Source organism: Fodinibius sp. GM21 (assembly GCF_058386955.1).
In genome coordinates, this window is the sequence record NZ_JBYEIQ010000003.1 from 52,529 (window position 1) to 70,962 (window position 18,434).

11 protein-coding genes and 1 riboswitch are annotated in these 18,434 nt (G+C 43.9%); of the genes, 5 read left to right on the forward strand and 6 right to left on the reverse strand.

Features of this window, described 5'->3' with window-relative positions:
• Nucleotides 1-34 precede the first annotated feature (34 nt).
• Entirely contained in the window at nt 35-994 is a 960-nt protein-coding gene (locus ACT3IB_RS07445) for a DMT family transporter (protein WP_491538927.1), read from the forward strand.
• A gap of 71 nt (nt 995-1,065) precedes the next feature.
• On the opposite strand, the gene ACT3IB_RS07450 is transcribed toward ACT3IB_RS07445, so the two are convergent.
• From ACT3IB_RS07450 to ACT3IB_RS07460, 3 genes are all read right to left on the reverse strand, one after another.
• Nucleotides 1,066-3,495 (reverse strand): TonB-dependent receptor, encoded by a 2,430-nt coding sequence (locus ACT3IB_RS07450; protein WP_491538373.1) that lies wholly within the window; start codon nt 3,493-3,495, stop codon nt 1,066-1,068.
• Between the two features lie 78 nt (nt 3,496-3,573).
• Nucleotides 3,574-3,669, reverse strand: a riboswitch (TPP riboswitch).
• A 69-nt stretch (nt 3,670-3,738) separates the two neighbouring features.
• On the reverse strand, nt 3,739-6,273 hold the full coding sequence (locus ACT3IB_RS07455) for a M14 family metallopeptidase (RefSeq protein ID WP_491538374.1): 2,535 nt from the start codon (nt 6,271-6,273) through the stop codon (nt 3,739-3,741).
• Between the two features lie 75 nt (nt 6,274-6,348).
• Entirely contained in the window at nt 6,349-6,870 is a 522-nt protein-coding gene (locus tag ACT3IB_RS07460; protein ID WP_491538375.1) for a nuclear transport factor 2 family protein, read from the reverse strand.
• Nucleotides 6,871-7,014: 144 nt separating this feature from the next.
• On the opposite strand from ACT3IB_RS07460, the gene polX reads away from it, so the two are divergent.
• Nucleotides 7,015-8,778 carry a DNA polymerase/3'-5' exonuclease PolX gene (polX, locus tag ACT3IB_RS07465; RefSeq protein WP_491538376.1) on the forward strand — a complete coding sequence of 588 codons (1,764 nt, stop codon included), beginning with the start codon at nt 7,015-7,017 and terminating at the stop codon, nt 8,776-8,778.
• Nucleotides 8,779-8,780: 2 nt separating this feature from the next.
• Here polX and ACT3IB_RS07470 read toward each other — a convergent pair whose 3' ends face one another.
• The gene (locus ACT3IB_RS07470) at nt 8,781-9,794 is read right to left on the reverse strand and encodes a LacI family DNA-binding transcriptional regulator (RefSeq protein WP_491538377.1); all 1,014 of its coding nucleotides are present in this window, start codon (nt 9,792-9,794) and stop codon (nt 8,781-8,783) included.
• Nucleotides 9,795-9,954: 160 nt separating this feature from the next.
• On the opposite strand from ACT3IB_RS07470, the gene ACT3IB_RS07475 reads away from it, so the two are divergent.
• Complete coding sequence (locus ACT3IB_RS07475) at nt 9,955-10,413, forward strand: CHRD domain-containing protein (protein WP_491538378.1); 459 nt, start codon at nt 9,955-9,957, stop codon at nt 10,411-10,413.
• A gap of 108 nt (nt 10,414-10,521) precedes the next feature.
• Nucleotides 10,522-11,283: a peroxide stress protein YaaA gene (gene yaaA / locus ACT3IB_RS07480; RefSeq protein ID WP_491538379.1), complete on the forward strand. Its 762-nt coding sequence runs from the start codon at nt 10,522-10,524 to the stop codon at nt 11,281-11,283.
• An 83-nt stretch (nt 11,284-11,366) separates the two neighbouring features.
• Here yaaA and ACT3IB_RS07485 read toward each other — a convergent pair whose 3' ends face one another.
• Together ACT3IB_RS07485 and ACT3IB_RS07490 are read right to left on the reverse strand one after the other, a co-directional pair.
• On the reverse strand, nt 11,367-13,478 hold the full coding sequence (locus ACT3IB_RS07485; RefSeq protein WP_491538380.1) for a tetratricopeptide repeat-containing sensor histidine kinase: 2,112 nt from the start codon (nt 13,476-13,478) through the stop codon (nt 11,367-11,369).
• Between the two features lie 112 nt (nt 13,479-13,590).
• Nucleotides 13,591-14,562, reverse strand: coding sequence for a methylenetetrahydrofolate reductase (locus ACT3IB_RS07490; RefSeq protein WP_491538381.1), 972 nt, complete (start codon nt 14,560-14,562; stop codon nt 13,591-13,593).
• 167 nt (nt 14,563-14,729) lie between these two features.
• Here ACT3IB_RS07490 and metH point away from each other — a divergent pair, with 167 nt between their 5' ends.
• Complete coding sequence (metH, locus tag ACT3IB_RS07495) at nt 14,730-18,422, forward strand: methionine synthase (RefSeq protein ID WP_491538382.1); 3,693 nt, start codon at nt 14,730-14,732, stop codon at nt 18,420-18,422.
• The last annotated feature ends 12 nt before the right edge of the window (nt 18,423-18,434 follow it).

Sequence of the window (18,434 nt, forward strand, 5' to 3'; positions counted from 1 at the left end):
GGTAAAGGGAGAAGCCTTACCACATCACAGCCTGCTGGTATTATTCGTATTCTTTTGGGGCGCTAATTTTATTCTGGCCGAAATTGCTCTTGCCGAGATGTCTCCCATCTCATTTAGCGTATCACGCTTTGCGATGGGGGGCATTGCTATGTTTTTGGTGATGTACCTGCAATACCGAACCGAATGCAGCAAGACTTCATCTAAAGTTCCTTTTTTGCCCAACATAAAAAAGGATGATTGGCCCCGCCTCCTGTTTGTTTCTGTAATTGGTGCCACGCTTGCACCTTGGCTGGGTATTGAAGGATTAGGGCTAACCCACGGGGCAAGAGCTTCGCTCTGGCTGGCTCTCGGTCCGGCCATAAGTACTGGCATCGGATATCTGTTCAGCACTGAACAAATGGGAAAGTTTGGGTACGCCGGGGTTCTGCTTGCTGTTATAGGCACCGTTATTTTAGCTTGGGATGGATTGCGTCCGGAACAGGGATACTGGCTGGGCGACCTCATTCTTATCGTTGCCCTGGCACTCACTGTCATCGAATTACATGCAATAAAACCTTTGGCACGAGAATACGGATCTGTTTCTATCGTAGCCTTGCGCACTGCTATTGGCGGATCTCTGTATATTCTTATAGCCGCCCCGGATTTAATTGAAGTAACCTGGCTTTCCTTAGGTACCTGGACCTGGATTGCCATTTTAGCAGGTGGAGCAATCGGGGTAGGTGTTGGCCAATGGGTCAAGGTACGAGCATTAAAAATACTTGGACCAACCCAGGTAGTGCTCTATGGAAATATGGTCCCCATAGCAGCCTTGCTAATAGCCTGGCTTAGTATTGGCGAAAATCCCAATATGATGGAAATAATTTCAGCGGTATTTATTATTACCGGTGCGATATTTATTCAGGTGATCGATAATGAGGCGGGAGCTACATCGACAATGCGTTCACAAAAAGAAGAAGATTTAACATTTTTTACCGAAACCAGGCAAGAAAACTAAACCTGCGCTTAAAATATAAAAGGCGGGTCGATTGACCCGCCTTTTTAACTAATCATCTAAAACATAACTATCTAAAAATTAAACGAGAGCTTCAGCATAATATTGCGTCCTGCCTGTGGGTAATAATAATTAAAGAACTGCCGCTCACCTCCAGAGATATATCCATAGGTATAACCGTTAGATTCATACATCTCATCAAAAATATTATTTACCTTCAAGGTTGCCTCAAGGCTACTCAGCAAAGGTGTGGTGCTCCAATCATAACTAAACTGCAGGTCATTAACCAAATAGGGATCTAAGGTTCTGCTTTCGGTCTGGGTATTATCAAGATATTGTTTAGATACATATTTCGTATTTAATGCTGCGGAAAATCCATTATGATTGAAGCGCAATTTTGAATTGGCTATAAAACTCGGAGAAAAGGCAATGTCAGTATCCGTATATGTGGTTGCCTGTTGTCCGCCGGTATCATAATTATCAAGATAGGATGTATACTCCTCAATTTTATTACGACTAATTGTAGCATTTCCAGACCATTCGAGGTTTTCAAAAAGTCGGACGCCTGCCTGTAGCTCTATTCCTGCCCGATAACTGTCGGGTACATTTTGACGGATGTAAGCCCCAACATCATTAATCTCACCAGTCAGAATTAACTGGTTCTTGTAATCCATATAGTACAAATTGGCTTCTACAAAAAAGCGGTCAAAATTCCCTTTGTAACCCGCTTCCCAATCGTAAAGCGTTTCGTGCATGGGACGGTTTTCAGGTGTAGAATTTACATACTCATCGCGTGTAGGTTCTTTATTGCCCACACTCATTGAAGCGTATACTCGCTGGTTATTCTGAAAGTTATAGGTCAGCCCACCTTTGGGATTAAAAAACGTTAGCCGATCGGTTTGCTGTACGTTCACTACTTGTTGTCCGCCACCCGGAGTCGGTTGGCGATCCTTACCCAAGAATTCATAAGCAATATGACGAATCTGTGCATCGGCAAAAGCGCTTAGCTCATCGGTGATATTATACTTCGCCTTTACGTAGGTATTAAAATCTGTCTTAAAGGCATTGTTATCATAATACTGATTTTCAACATCTGTATCGCCGGCAAATTCAGCCCATACAACTTCTCCAAAATGATCGCCCTCGTACTCATTATATCCACCGCCGACTGTTAGCGACCATCGATCGTCTTTGTTATTGTACTGCGTTGAAAATACACCGCCGTAAAAATGATTATCAAGCCAAAGCTGACGGACTAAATCGCTCCGCGAAATAGTCGTATCCGGCAATTGAATAGAATCAAAATTATATTCAGTAAGCACCTGATCAGCTTTGTATTCCTCATAATAACCGCGGCCGTAAGTATAATGCAGCGAGGCATTAGCATTCCAGTTATCATTCAGCTGGTGGGAATAATGTACCTGGTAATGATCCTGCTGATAGTTGTCGGTCTGATTACCATACGGGCTGTTTGGCTTTTCCATACCGGCAGGATTATACGTGCGATCGCCGTTTTCCAGCCGACTTTCGGACACACCATACCAAGCCTGATAGGTCTGTTCCGCTCCCGAAAATACATCTACACGCAGTAAACTATTTTCCCCGTGTTTGGCCCCGGACAGATAAAACGATTTCAGATCGGAAAAAGCACGATCAATATAACCGTCGGATTCAATTTTTGAGAGCCGTCCTTCGAATTGCCAACCATTATCCATCAGTCCTGAGCCGAGCATAACATTTGCTTTTCGGGTGTTGAAAGAGCCTACCGCCGTATTGACTTCCCCGTAAGCATCCGCTCTCATTTGCGAAGTCTGAATATTCATCGTAGCTCCAAAAGCAGCTGCTCCTTGCGTAGAAGTACCCACACCACGCTGAATCTGAATATTCTCTACCGATGAGGCCAGGTCGGGCATATTAACCCAAAATACGCTGTGCGATTCCGCATCATTTATCGGGATGCCGTTTACCGTCACATTAATACGTCCCTGATCTACCCCCCGGATGCGAAGACCTGTATATCCGATCCCTGTCCCGGCATCTGATGTTGTGGTAACCGATGGTGTGCTACTAATCATATAGGGCATATCCTGTCCCAGATTCTGCCGCTCGATTTCTTCTCTGCTGATATTTTCATAGGCCATAGGTGATGCCTCATCAACGCGCAATGCTCTAACAAAAACCTCATTACTCATAATAGTCTGAGAAACCAACGAAATATCGTACGATTCCTCTCTATGTGAGACATCAAGAGTTTTGGTTTTATATCCTACAAACGAAACGGAAATCTTTTGAGCTTCTACTTCAAGCAGCTCAAGGGTAAATGATCCGTCCGCATCTGCCGAAACGCCGTTAGATGTGCCTATCTGTACAATATTAGCACCGCTCAGCGGCTCTCCGCTCTGGGCGTCGGTCACAGTTCCAGATATCGTTTGAGCAAAAAGAGAGGCACTGCTAAATAATATTAAGCATAAGAATATTATGCTTTTAAGTAGTTTGGAAAACATAAGTTCCTCCGTCTTATTAGATTCATAAGAGCGGGAGATGAACTTGCAAGAAATGCTGATCAATCCAGCAGCGATAAATATACGCTGCCTTGGTTTCCCTACGCCGGTGTTATCCGGTTCAGGTTCTCAGGGTATGATCTCAGCCTGCTGTTGCAAGCACCCCCAACCTTGGGTGATTTTATTCAGTCCAAAGATAAGGGCCTTGCCTCGTATCTTCAAAATTAGTTTATAAAGAACTTATCCTTATTGCCCAACCAAAAACACGGCATTGCCAAAAAGCAGCTTCCCATTGTACCAGAAAGCACGAAACAGTGGATTATCTACCATATAAACCACTGACCCGGAACCCACATTCTGTACACCAAAGGTAAGCGTATTTTCGAGCTCTTCTTTAGCTTTATATCCAATAAATCCGCTCATATGTGCATCTTCTTTGGCAACCCCTACATTCCATCCGTTATCTAAATAGCTATAAGTATCGGTATCAAGTTTTAGCGAGAAGTAGCTACCCTCATATCCGAAAGCCAGCGGATGGCTGGTATCCATCGATATCTCATACACAGATCCCGTATTACTGCCGGTAATATTTTCCCGCTGCTGTTCTTTATAACGGTCCAGTTCGCCATGTTGGGATGCGTGAGCAGTAGAATCTTCGTTTTCCTCCTTCCATTGAAGACCAAAGCCATCCTTGCCGGCCAACATACTATTTGCCTGTTTTAAGGCAATAAGCTTACCGCCCGCCTCTACCCATTCCCGAACTTCTTGGAATCGCTCGTCATCAAGCTTATCACCATCGATCCCAGAGGGCAAAATAAGCACATCATAATTGTCGAGATCAACCTCGTCAAAATAACCGGTACCAAGCATAGTGACAGGGTAATCAATCTGCTGATCAAAATAGTGCCAAACTTCACCCACTCTATTTGAATTTGTCCCTTCCCCCGAAAGCAGTGCTACACGCGGTTTTTTGAGATAACGAACCGACGAGGATCCCAAGTCGGAACCTGATTGCACAAATCCTGTTTCTACTCCACGAATCTGCTGACCATGTTTTGATGCAATATTTTGTACCAAGTGATCAAACTCTTTACCCATATTTTTATTATCGGCCCGAGTAATAATTAAAGTACCGCGACCGTACATGCGATCATCAATCTTAAATTGCCCTTTCGCAAAACGTACTTTTACATCTTTCTTTAATAAATCAGACAAAAGTCGAACATCCGCCAAATCTTGCCAGCGAGCCAAATATGCATATGGGGATTCCCCAAAACTGGTATCAATCTCTGGTTTCGAATAATCAACCTTTTCAACCTCCAGCTGCTGCTTAAGGGCATATCCTTCAAGCCCAAAAGCATAATGCTGCTCCCACGCCGTAATGTCGTAAGTTACCGAATCGGCCAGTTCGGGACGAGGTTCAAATAAAATACGTGCCATCACTCCTTTCGGTTGGTAAACGCTCACCAAATAGTCATCCTCAGTAATACGCACTCGTTTGGTATTCCCGGTTCGGTAATCATATCCATCCACGGTTTGCTGTCGGATAGCCTTGCCATAATCAACTCGATGCTTATCCAGCAGACCAAACAGTGCCTGCAGTTTATCCGGATTATTTCCAGCCTTAATCACAAACGTCTTGTATTCTCCGCGTGGATTGTTCTGAGCCGTCTGGTAATAATCCGAAAACTCACTCACCAATTTATCCGCGTTCTGGGAACTGACCTCTATTGTTGAAAGTCCGGTTGTGAAATGATGGATCAGTCGGTCATCAAGGGTAAGTGTATCTCCTTCAGCCTTAATGATTCCAAGCCCCGCCATACTGTGTCCCGCCTGCTCATACGTCATGCCAATAGCCCCGTTAAAGGTTGGATAAGTATCACCGTAGCTGGGATAAAAGAGATCAAATACTTCGCGGGTAAAATAGAGCCAGCTATTCTTATCGAAATACTTGGCATTATTTTCACCAATGGTGTACTGAAATTCAGTCTGCCAATCGGTAATAGCATTGTGAAACGGTTTTGCTGCGGGAGCAAAATAGTAAGGAGAATTGTAACCCTGCTCGTGAAAATCGACGTGAATATGCGGCATCCACTTTTGGTATTTGGTCACACGCTGACGAGTCTCCTTTTGTGTTAGCCAAGCCCAATCGCGATTCAAATCAAAATAGTAATGATTCGTTCGTCCTCCTGGCCATGGCTCATGATGTTCGCGTGCTTCCACTTGCGCATTAAATTCTTCACCCACTGTCTGCCTGAACCAGTTCACATAACGCTCTCGTCCATCAGGATTCAGCATTGGATCCATAATAACAACGGTATTCTGCAGCCACGACTTGGTCTTTGAATTATCCGGACGAACCAGCTCATAAATAGTCTTCATTGCCGCCTCACTGCTGGATGTTTCATTGCCATGCACATTATAGCTGAGCCAAACAATTGCTGTGGTATCTGACGTGGATTCACCTTCTAATAGACCTGTACGCTTTACGTTATTCGTCCTTATTTCTTCCAGTCGCCTAACATTTTTTTCGTCTGATACATATGCCAGCATCAATTCCCGGCCCTCGTAGGATTCTCCGTATGTTTCAGCCTTCACCATGGCTGAATTTTCAGCAATATGCCAAAAGTAATCCATCACTTTATAATGTGGGGTCCATTGACCACCCAATTCATATCCTAAGAATTCGGACGGCGACTGGATGTCATTTTGTGCTTGTGCACTAACACTTAGCGCTACAAAAAGTAATAGAGATGCTGTAATACGAGAGAGTAACTTCATGAAACTATATTTTGAATAATATGTGGGACGAAATAAAATTTAAATCCCCAAAAACATATCGATGTTATAAGAACTTTAATTAGCTGAGGTATCTGTTAAAGCATTATCAATTTGCTTAACCACCGTATCTACAATGGCGTTTGGTATGGGGATCGACAGATTATAATGAGCAATCTTCCAGGTCTCTGTTTGTTTTATAAGTATTCCCGAACCACGGGCCGGACCCAAATTGGGGGTGTCCAATGATTCATCAAACCATGCTGTTTGCCCATTATCCGAAAGGTAAACGTGACGCTCAACCGGAGTAAAATCCCAAGCCTCACCGTTATCAAAATGCGGTTTAGCCCATGGCTTAAACTCAGCAACAGTCCACCGTTCGGTGGCATCGGTACCCATAAAAATGGCGCTGTCGCTGGCAAAGTGCATAAAATAGCGCTCAAAATTGCCTTCAGATGCAGCCAAATGCCAGTCATCCAAAATAGTGTTAATAGCTTTCTTTTGTACTTGCCGAGATTGTTCATCACCTGATGAACAACCGGTTATCAGCATAAAAGCAAGAGGAATGATAAGAATGTAAACAAGCGTTTTATTTGTCATAGTAAAAGTGAATTTGTTTTGTTGAATGTATTAAAAAAATCAATACCAAAAGGAAGTAATAATTCCGCTAAAACACTGCTAAAGAAGACTGCTATTTATTACCTTTATCCTGCAAGAAATTGAGAACAAAACTACCTGCTTTTTATGTCTGTAACAAATGATGAAATTGCCGAGCGACTGCGCGAAATTTACCAACTAATGCAACTTGCCGGCGAAAATAGATTTCGTGCCATTGCTTTTGACCGTGCCGCCCAAACTATCGAATCACTGAACGATGATATCAGTAATTATATCGATAACGATTCGCTGACCGATATTAAAGGTATTGGCAACTCCATTGCAGAAGACATCAAATCCTATGCCCAAACAGGGACTATTGAAGTGCTTGAAAGCCTGCGCGAACGTATTCCCGAGGGCATTATCAAATGGTTGGATATTTCGGGATTGGGACCCAAGAATATAGCAAAAATACACGATCAGCTCGGCATTTCTGAGCTTGATGAGCTTAAAAAAGCCTGCCAAGATGGCCGTGTGGCCTCCCTCGATGGATTGGGAGAGAAATCAGCGCAGAAAATTTTAACATCCATTGAGTGGATGGAACAATTTGACGAGCGCTGTCGCCTGGATGAAGCCACAGAAATTGCTGAACCGATGTATAATTTTCTCAAAGACCAGCAGGGCGTTGAAGCTATTGAAATTGCAGGCTCGCTTCGTCGAGCAAAAGAAACCATTGGTGATGTAGACATTTTAATCGGTGCCGATGAAAAATATATTACGGATTTATTTGATGCTTTTGTGAATCACGACTTAGTGGTTGAGGTACTGGGCCGCGGCGAAACCAAGAGCTCTATCCGAACTAAGAACGGCCGTCAGGTCGACCTTCGCATTGTTACCCCAGACCAGTTTCCTGCCGCACTGATGTACTTTACCGGTAGCAAAGAACACAACGTCGTACTCCGTCAACGGGCCCGGGAACGAGGGCTTTCCCTTAACGAATACGGGCTGTTCCAGCTTGATGGCGAAGGCAATACCAACTTTGACAAACCTATTGAATACAGCTCCGAAACCGACATTTACGAACACCTGGGGCTGCATTTTATCCCACCGGAGCTGCGCGAAGATCGTGGAGAGATTGCATTTTTTGAATCTCATGAATCTATGGACTTAGTAACGGATGAGGATATTTGCGGTGTCATTCATGCCCACAGCACCTACAGTGACGGTAAGTTTTCAATAAAAGAAATGGCCGAAGCCTGTATCGAACGTGGCTACAGGTATCTTGGAATGAGTGATCACTCTCAAACTGCTGCTTATGCCGGCGGCCTTTCAGTTGATGAGATCAAACAACAGTGGGAAGAAATTGATAAGCTCAATGAAGAGTTCACTGAAAACGACATCGACTTTAAAATATTTAAGGGAATAGAATCGGACATACTGAGCGACGGTAGCCTTGATTATAACGACAACATTCTTGACGGATTCGACTTTGTGATCGCCAGTGTACACAACGGATTAGATATGTCGCGCGATAAGATGATGACGCGTTTTCGTAATGCCATAAAAAATCCTTACACCGACATTGTAGGACATCCTACCGGGCGACTGTTACTTCAACGTGACGCCAGCGACTTGGATATGAATGAACTTATTGAGCTGGCAGCAAAACACAACACCGCTATTGAAATTAATGCAAATCCCCGGCGGCTGGATTTAGATTGGCGACATGGTAACAAAGCCAAAGAAGTAGGGTTGATGTCTGCTATCAACCCGGACGCTCATAGTAAAAAGGGTATCGACCATATTGGTTATGGCGTGCGAACTGCCCGCAAAGCCAAATTTGAAAAGGAGCGTATCCTGAACACCAAAAGTGCTGATGAACTCATGGAGTGGTTTCAAAACCATCGGTAATTTTACGGCTGGTTCTCTGTTGAGCCGCGCTTGACTAAAATGGGATCAGTAACTTTTTGAACAACGGGGCTATCAGCCGCACCAATTAATTTGGTCATCTGTTTTATGGCGTTAACCCCGATGGTATACATTTTTTGATCGACCGTTGTAAGATCAAGATATTTGCTCAACTTAATATTATCATATCCCATCACAGCAACGTCCTTAGGCACATCAATACCCAGCCGTGACAGCGCGTACATCGCACCAATGGCCAGCGTATCATTCAGACAAAAGATAGCCTCCGGGAATGATCCCTGTTTATCAAATTTATGGATCGCTTCAAAGCCCGATTCTTCCGAAAAACCGGCATGTTTACTTATTGATCCCCGGACAAAGTGCTCCTCTTTCACCTCGATGTCATGCTCACTCAGATAATCCTGAAATCCTCCCGTACGCTCATCCGTAGTAGCTGATTTTTCTGCTGCAGAAATTATTCCGATCGACTCATATCCCTGGCTCACCAGATGTTCGGCCGCCATATACCCACCTTGATAATCATCAACCTGGAAGTAACTGTACTCAGGGTGCGTAGTATTTATTAACACCGTTTGTACTTCGGTAGCCTGCAATTGCTTGTGAATGCGTTCAGGAATATCGATTGAAATAATGATCAGCGCATCCGCTACCCCTCGTCCAAAAAACTCTTTAAGTCCCTTTTGAGGAGTATCAGAGCCGGTATTATAAATCATCATATCCAAATCCGTACGACCAATCTCATCCTTAATCCCCTTAAGCACCTCGTTAAAATAGGGTGTTGTGAAGGATGGCACCACTACCCCCAGAAGCTCCGTTTTGCTGCTGGCCAACTTTCGGGCCGTTAGCCGTGGAGCATAGTTCATCTCCCGCATTGCTTTTAAAATTCGCTTCTTGGTTTTATCCGAAACCCGGGGCGAATCATTAAGCACCCGAGAAACAGTAGCCGTACTTACGCCAACCTTTTTGGCAATTTCGTAAATGGTAGGTTTCTTAGCCATGGTATAAACAGTGACCTAACTTATTAATAATAATCTCTTCCCTTTATTATCTTATAGCATATGACAGAGAATATATAATTGACGAACCACTTAAACTACAAAATAAAACAGGCATATTTCGAGTTAAATATATAACGAAATATCATAGAGCCTTGAAATTATGAAACGATTATTCATACACATATTGACGGTACTGCTGGGGATGTTCTGGATATTAAATGATACACCCGATGCTAAAGCGCAACAATCCAAAAAGATTATTTTGGCGGGCTATAAGCATAAACCGCCCGTTTCAACCACCGGCTCAGGCATGGCCACTGTTACGCTTCATGGCGATACGTTAACAGTAAAAGGAAAATTTGAAGATTTAAGCGCCAACTATTCCGGTGCTTACCTGATGGTAACTATTCGGGGCCAGGGTGGAAATCAACTTTATCGTTTAAAAGTAGAGCTAAATGAAGAAAAAACGGGTGGAAAACTGATTGGAAAAGAAAATAGATTTATACTTTCACCCGCGCAAAAAGCATTGTTGAAAAAGGGAGAACTCTACATCAATATCAGTTCATTTGAAAATCAAAAAGGAGAACTGCGCGGCAATATCGGACCGTTGGGAGATTGATCAAATTTGACCATCCCATTTTTTTATGATATGGAATGATCCAATTTAGAAAACGGGTTATACTCTCCAAAATCAGAAAAATAATATTAAACGCAACCACATTATTTTATGAAAATTGTTATTTCACCGGCAAAATCACTGGATTACGAAAGCAAACTGCCAACAGATCAAGCCACGCAACCTCGTTTTTTAGATGAAGCGGAAACCCTTAATAATGAGCTGGCTGAAAAATCTAAAGACGAGTTAAAAGATCTCATGGATATCAGCCAAAACCTGGCCGATTTGAATTACGAGCGTTACCAAAAATTCTCGATCCCCTTCAATAAAGATAACGCTCGTCCCTGCATTTATGCCTTTGACGGATCAGCCTATAAAGAGTTGGACGCCTACACTATTGATGAAGATCATATTGATACGCTACAGGATAGCCTGCGTATTTTGTCTGGAATGTATGGTATTCTTCGTCCGTTGGACCTGATGCAGCCCTACCGCTTAGAGATGGGCACGAAGTTGCAAATTAATGGTCATGATCGTTTATATGACTTTTGGGGTGATAGCCTTACCGAAGCCTTAAACGACGAGCTTGAGGATAATGAGCTATTCGTCAACCTTGCCAGCAAGGAGTATTTCAAAGCACTGCAACCTGACAAGCTGAAAGTGGATGTCATCAAGCCAAAGTTCAAAGATTTCAGAAATGGCAATCTAAAAACCATTGGCTTTTATGCTAAGAAAAACCGCGGAACCATGGCCCGTTATCTCATAGAAAATGAGGTGGACAGCTATGAAGGCTTGCTTGGCTTTAACGGTAATGATTACAGCTACAGCGAAGAACATACCGAACATAAAACTGAGCCGGTATTTATTCGGTAAGTACTACCGACCCCACAACACTTTAAACCTTCCGGGGTTCATCGCCTTGGAAGGTTTTTTGTTTTTAGATCATAATATAAAACCTATGAAGCCTTGGGTAGACTCACATAAAAAGCAGATCCTTTGCCTACAGTACTCTCCAGCTCAATAGAACCATTCTGTTTTTCTACAAACTCCTTACACAACTTTAAGCCCAGTCCGCTGCCGTTTTCATTATTGGTGCCCGAACGCGAATTCCCCTGCAACGAAAAAAGTCCCTCACGTTCTTCTTCGGGAATTCCAATGCCCGTATCTTCCACCTTGAAGATCACCTCATCATTTTGCTCTTTTGCCGTAATCATGACGGAATCTCCCTCATTTGAAAACTTAATCGCATTACTGACCAGATTACGAATAATTAGCTGCAAAAGATTGATATCCGCTTCAACCTCAATGGTTTTATCCACCTCATTCAAAAGTGTTATCGATTTGTGACTGGCCGAAAAGGACAAGTTTTCAATCACCTTATCTACAGCTTCAAAAGCTGAAACTTTCTCAATATCTATTTTCAATCCTGTCATCTGACTATTTGCCCAGTTCAGCAAGTTATCCATCATGTTTATATTCTCGCGGATCGAAACCTCCAACTCTGAGGCGATTTCTCTGATTTCTTCAAGCTCAAGGTCTTCATTCTTTAACAGATAAAATACTCCCTGCATCGATGACATCGGCGAACGGAGATCATGAGCAATAATCCCCATCATTTTATTCTTAACTTGATTCAGCTCTTCAAGCTCTCTATTGGCTCGTTGCCGTTCCCTGTTGGATCGATACAGCATACCGATTGAAATCAATATCACAATTATTACAAGTACCGACATCCCTATGAGCCAATTCTGAGCAGTAATACGTGCCTCTTGCTGCTGCTGTTGCTCTTGTAACAGCTGATTCATTTTCTGCTGCTGCCGCAATCCCAGCTCCGTTTCGGCCAAGGCTAATTGCTCATCCTGCTGAGCTTCGTTTAAACTATCTGAAACCTGTTTAGCTAATTCATAGTACTTGAGAGCTTGTTCAAAATCACCCTCTTTCTTATAAGCTTCGTGAAGCTTTTCCGAAACAGTTATACGAAATGGAGGGGAATTAACTTTTTGGGCAATCTCAAAACTATCATTATAAAAACCAATTGAAGTCGAAAAATCTCCCCGTGCAAGAGCGAGATCCCCAAGACCGATATGATTATAAAAAATACCGGCCGGTATCCCTCCTTTTTGCGAGTACTCCAGTGACTCCCGGAAGTGTTCTTCTGCTGCATCAAGTTCCGATACCTCCAAATGTAGCCGTCCCATATTATATAGAAGCTGAATGGGAGGACTATCAGGCCGAATCTTCTCGTGCAACTCCCATGCTTCTCTATATAAAATTCGTGCCTCTTCATAGTTGCCCAGATCGCGCTCCGTACTTGCTAAATTATGCTTAGCTCGTAATAAAGTGTTATAAAAGGCCTGCTCTTCGCTTACAGTAATAGACTCACTGAGATACGTCTGTGCGTCTTTATAATTTGACTGCTCATAGTAGAGATTACCCAGATTGTTTAATGCCGTGGCCAAAAAGCTGCTATCGCCAACTGCTTCAGCAAATGCAATACCTTCCTGATAAAGTGAAATAGCCTCACTAAGATTGCCTAGATCTTCATAAATAGACGCTTTATTCGTATTTATTGCCGTAAAAACATCCGGGCTCTCTAAGGAATCAATGAGCGATAATCCCTGATTATACGTATTCATCGCTTCGGGATATTTCGATTGATAACGATAAGCCGTAGCCAACAGGTTTAAAATCTGGGTTTGCTTTATCTTACCTGAAGAACGTTCAGCGGCCCGTTCAAGCACTACTTCTGCCGAATCGTAGCTGCCTGTTTGCAGATAGTATTCACCGAGATACGCTTCAACCTCCTGTAATAGCAGGGGACTATCCAGTGAATCAGCGACACGCTGAGCTTCACCTAAAATATCACGGAGTCTACGAATTTCTCCCAGCCTTCTGGCTTCATCGGCTGTCTCTAGATATGAATAAACAAATGCACTATCAGATTCAGCATTTTCTATGCTAATATCTTTTTGCTGATGATCCTGTGCTAATCCCCGGGATCCCGTCCATAATATTACCACCATTAACAAAATTATAGAAAAGCAGGTATACGTTAGTCGCTTGTCCATCCAATTTCGTAATTTCGAACTATTTATCTAATCGGATAACTTGTTCTTTAAAATAGACCCTTCTTGTCCTATTTGCCTGCAAGACTAAAATCAAGCTCTTGCACAAGTAGCATTAACTACCTGCCTTGGCTGTCTTGCCGAGTGGAATTTTATCTACTGCATCAAGCGCTGGACTAGGATCTCCCATAATATAAAAATGTATTCCCGGAGCACCGCCCTCTAACAGTTCGGTGCACTGTTGAGCCGCCCACTCAACGCCAATTTCTCTGGCATTATCAGGATCGGCTTGGACCTCATCTGATAAGACTTCCGGTATATTCAAATGGAAAAATTTAGGCAGGAAATTTAGATGTCGCTTGCGAGTAAGAACCTTCAGGCCCGGTACAATCGGACATTCAATACCAGCTGATCGACACTTTTCAACAAAATGGAAATAGGCATCATTGTTGAAAAACATCTGCGTAACAATGTAATCTCCGCCGGCATCAACTTTTTCTTTCAATCTTGCGATATCAAAATCAAGATTAGGCGCTTCAAAATGCTTCTCAGGATATCCCGCAACCCCAACGCAAAAGTTCGTCTCATGGGCATTAACGATATCCTCGAGGTATTCTCCCCTATTCATATCCTTAACCTGCTTTACCAGATCAATGGCATATTTATTATAAGTCCCATTTTTAATGCGTGGAGTAGAATCGTCGGTTGAATCCCCCCTAATAGCCAACACATTATCAATTCCCAAAAAGTTGAGCTCTATAAGTGCATCTTCGGTCTCTTCCTTTGTAAATCCTTCACAAATTAAATGTGGGACGGGATCCACCCCATACTTATGCTTTATTGCCGCACAAAGACCGATGGTACCGGGACGCTTTCGCTTGATATGACGTTTAATAGTTCCATCCGGCAGCTCCTCATAGTATGATTCCGCGGCATGATAAGTCACATCAATAAAGGGCGGATTATACTTCATCACCTTGTCCAGCGACTCAAAAACCTTATCCACCGATCCTCCTCGCTTTGGAGGTATAATCTCAAATGAGATTAATGGTTCTGTTGCTCTACTGTAATGTTCAATAACTTTCATTTACTATACTTTTCTTTGTACCTTTGGGATCCAAAAACTTTTCTTCAAGTTACGCGATTTTCGAAGAGAAAATCTAACAGTGTCTAAGGTAATCACTTCGTAGCTTAGTTGAAAAGTTTTTGTGCAACCACAAGCACCTTATAACCTATTACCTGGAAATAATTTACATGAAATTCGATCAAATTACCGATCTGCTAAAAGATCGCATCTTGATTCTGGACGGCGCCATGGGCACCATGATTCAGAATCACAACCTCACCGAAGAAGACTATCGCGGCGAACGCTTTAAAGATTACGACAAGGGGGATCTCAAGGGCAACAATGACCTGCTGAGCATTACCCAGCCCGACATCATCAAAGATATTCACCGGCAATTCCTTTCTGCGGGATCGGATATCATCGAAACCAATACCTTTAACGCCACCTCTATTTCGCAGGCGGATTACCATATGCAAGATCTGGCCTACGAGCTCAACGTGTCAGCCGCAAAAAATGCCCGCGAAGTGGCCGATGAGTTTACGGATAAAAACCCTGATAAGCCCCGATTTGTAGCTGGCGCCATTGGCCCTACGAATAAAACCCTTTCCCTTTCGCCGGATGTAGAAGATCCCGGCTATCGCGCAATCACCTTTGACCAGCTCAAGGAAGCTTATAGCGAGCAGATTCGCGGATTGGTGGATGGCGGAGCTGATATTCTGCTGGTAGAAACCATTTTCGATACACTCAATGCCAAAGCCGCCATTTACGCGATCCATAAGTTCCAGGAAGAAACTGGCAAAGAAATTCCCGTAATGATCTCGGGCACCATCGTCGATCAAAGCGGGCGTACCTTGTCCGGACAGACAACTGAGGCATTTTGGATTTCGGTATCCCATACCAAGAATTTACTGAGTGTGGGCCTCAACTGTTCGCTCGGATCCAAGGAAATGCGTCCCTATATTGAGGAGCTGGCCAATATTGCAGATTGCCACACGAGCCTCTACCCAAATGCGGGACTGCCCGATGAAATGGGCGACTATAACGAGACGCCGGAGTTTATGGCCGATCAGCTGCGCGATTATGCCGTATCAAATTTTGTGAATCTTGTGGGTGGCTGCTGTGGGACGACTCCTGAACATATTGAAGCAATTGCTGAAGCGGCAAAAGAGTGCGAACCGCGACAGATTCCCAAGCAGAAACCCTATTTACGGCTTAGTGGACTTGAACCATTAGTTGTTCGTCCCGAGACCAATTTTGTGAATATCGGTGAACGCACTAATGTGATGGGATCGCGAAAATTTAAGCGGCTCATCAAAAATGAAGAGTACGAAGAAGCACTTTCAGTTGCACGTCAGCAGGTAGAAAACGGCGCCCAGATCATCGACATCAACATGGATGAGGGCATGCTCGAATCCGAAGAAGTGATGGTCGATTTTCTACAGCTTATTGCGGCAGAACCCGATATTTCGCGCGTGCCTATCATGATCGATTCTTCCAAATGGTCGGTACTCAAGGCCGGACTCAAAGCTGCTCAAGGAAAATGTGTAGTCAACTCTATTTCACTCAAAGAAGGAGAAGAAGAGTTCAAAGAACACGCACGAGAAATCCTCAACTTTGGAGGGGCAGTGGTTGTGATGGGCTTTGACGAAAAGGGTCAGGCCGACAACTACGAGCGGCGCATCGAAATTGCTGAACGCGCTTATAATATTCTCACCAAAGAAGTCGGCTTTAAACCGCAGGATATCATTCTTGATCCCAACATTTTGACCGTGGCCACCGGCATCGAGGAACATAACAACTACGCCGTTGACTTTATTAAAGCTACCGAATGGATCAAGGAAAACCTTCCGCTAGCAAAGGTAAGTGGGGGGCTCAGCAATATCTCGTTTTCTTTCCGTGGCAATAATAAAGTCCGCGAGGCCATGCATTCCGTGTTTTTGTACCACGCTATTAAAGCAGGTCTTGATATGGCCATTGTTAATGCCGGTCAGCTTGAAATATATGAAGAGATCCCTGAGAAACTGCGCGAACTTGTCGAGGACGTCATCCTAAACCGTCGGGATGACGCCACCGAACGACTGGTCGATTATGCTGAAGAGATTAAGGACGACAAGACTGAAACCAAACAAAAAACACAGGAATGGCGTACCAAATCGGTCGAAAAACGAATAGAACACGCGCTGGTAAAAGGCATTGTTGATTATATTGTGGATGATGTAGAGGAAGCCCGACAAAAATACGATCAGCCTATTGAAGTCATTGAAGGTCCGATGATGTCCGGAATGGATGTAGTTGGGGATCTATTTGGATCCGGCAAAATGTTTCTGCCGCAGGTGGTAAAAAGTGCCCGCGTAATGAAGAAGGGCGTGGCTCATCTGATTCCCTATATCGAGAAAGAAAAAGAGAAGAATCAAAACAGCGAACCCAAGGCGAAAGTACTGCTGGCAACCGTTAAAGGAGATGTACACGATATCGGTAAAAATATCGTTTCGGTCGTACTGCGCTGCAATAACTTTGACGTGATCGACTTGGGTGTGATGGTTCCGGCCGATAAAATCCTCGAAGAAGCCCGAAAACATAACGTAGATATTATCGGGCTCAGCGGACTCATTACCCCTTCGCTGGATGAAATGGTACATGTAGCCAAGGAACTCAAACGCGAAAACTTTGAGCAGCCACTACTCATTGGCGGAGCTACTACCTCCCGAACCCATACAGCCGTTAAAATTGAGCCTAATTACGATCAGCCCGTGGTGCATGTGCTCGATGCTTCCCGCTCGGTTTCGGTAACCGGAAATCTGGTCTCAAAAACACTGCACGATGAGTTCGTGAAGAAGATCAAAAACGAGTACGTAAAAGTACGCGAACGTCACGAGGGTCGATCCAGTCGGAAAACGTATCTGCCCATTGAAGAAGCACGCGATAATGCTTCCGATATTGATTGGGATTCCTCAGAAATTGTTAAGCCTAATGAACTGGGAACCAAGGTTTTTGATAACTATCCGCTGGAGGAAATTCGTAACTACATCGACTGGGGACCGTTTTTCATTGCCTGGCAGATGAAAGGCAAGTTCCCTGATGTGCTAGAGGATGAAAAGTACGGCGAAGAGGCTCAGAAACTGTTTGATGATGCCAATGAACTACTCGATCAGATTATTGATCAAAAACTATTAAAAGCCCGGGCAGTCTTAGGTCTGTATCCCGCAAATTCGGTCGGTGATGACGTGGAGCTCTATACCGATGACGATCGGAATGAAGTACTCACGACCTTCCACATGCTGCGTCAGCAGGCCCAGAAGCGAAAAGGACAGCCCAATAAAGCACTGTCTGATTTTGTAGCACCAAAATCGTCTGGGATTAACGATTACATGGGTGGATTTGCGGTAACTTGTGGCATTGGTGCTCCCGAGCTGGTTAAACAGTTTGAAGACAACCACGATGATTATAACGCTATTCTCACGAAGGCATTGGCCGATCGACTGGCCGAAGCCTTTACCGAGCTGCTGCATGAAAAAGTCCGCAAGCAGATCTGGGGCTACGCTCCCAACGAAAGCTATAGTAATGATTCGCTGATTCGAGAGGAGTACGACGGTATTCGTCCGGCTCCCGGCTATCCTGCTCAACCTGATCATACGGAAAAGCGCATTCTTTTTGACCTGCTGGATGTGCCCGAAAAAGCGGGAATTACCCTAACGGAATCCTGCGCCATGCATCCAGCGGCCTCGGTAAGCGGCTTGTACTTTGCACATCCTGAATCTGACTATTTTAATGTCGGTAACTTTGAAAAGGATCAGATCGAAGATTATGCTCAGCGTAAAGAGATGAGCGTTAGCGAAGTTGAGCGGTGGTTGGGTCCCAATCTGAATTACGACCCCGAATAACATCACATCAAG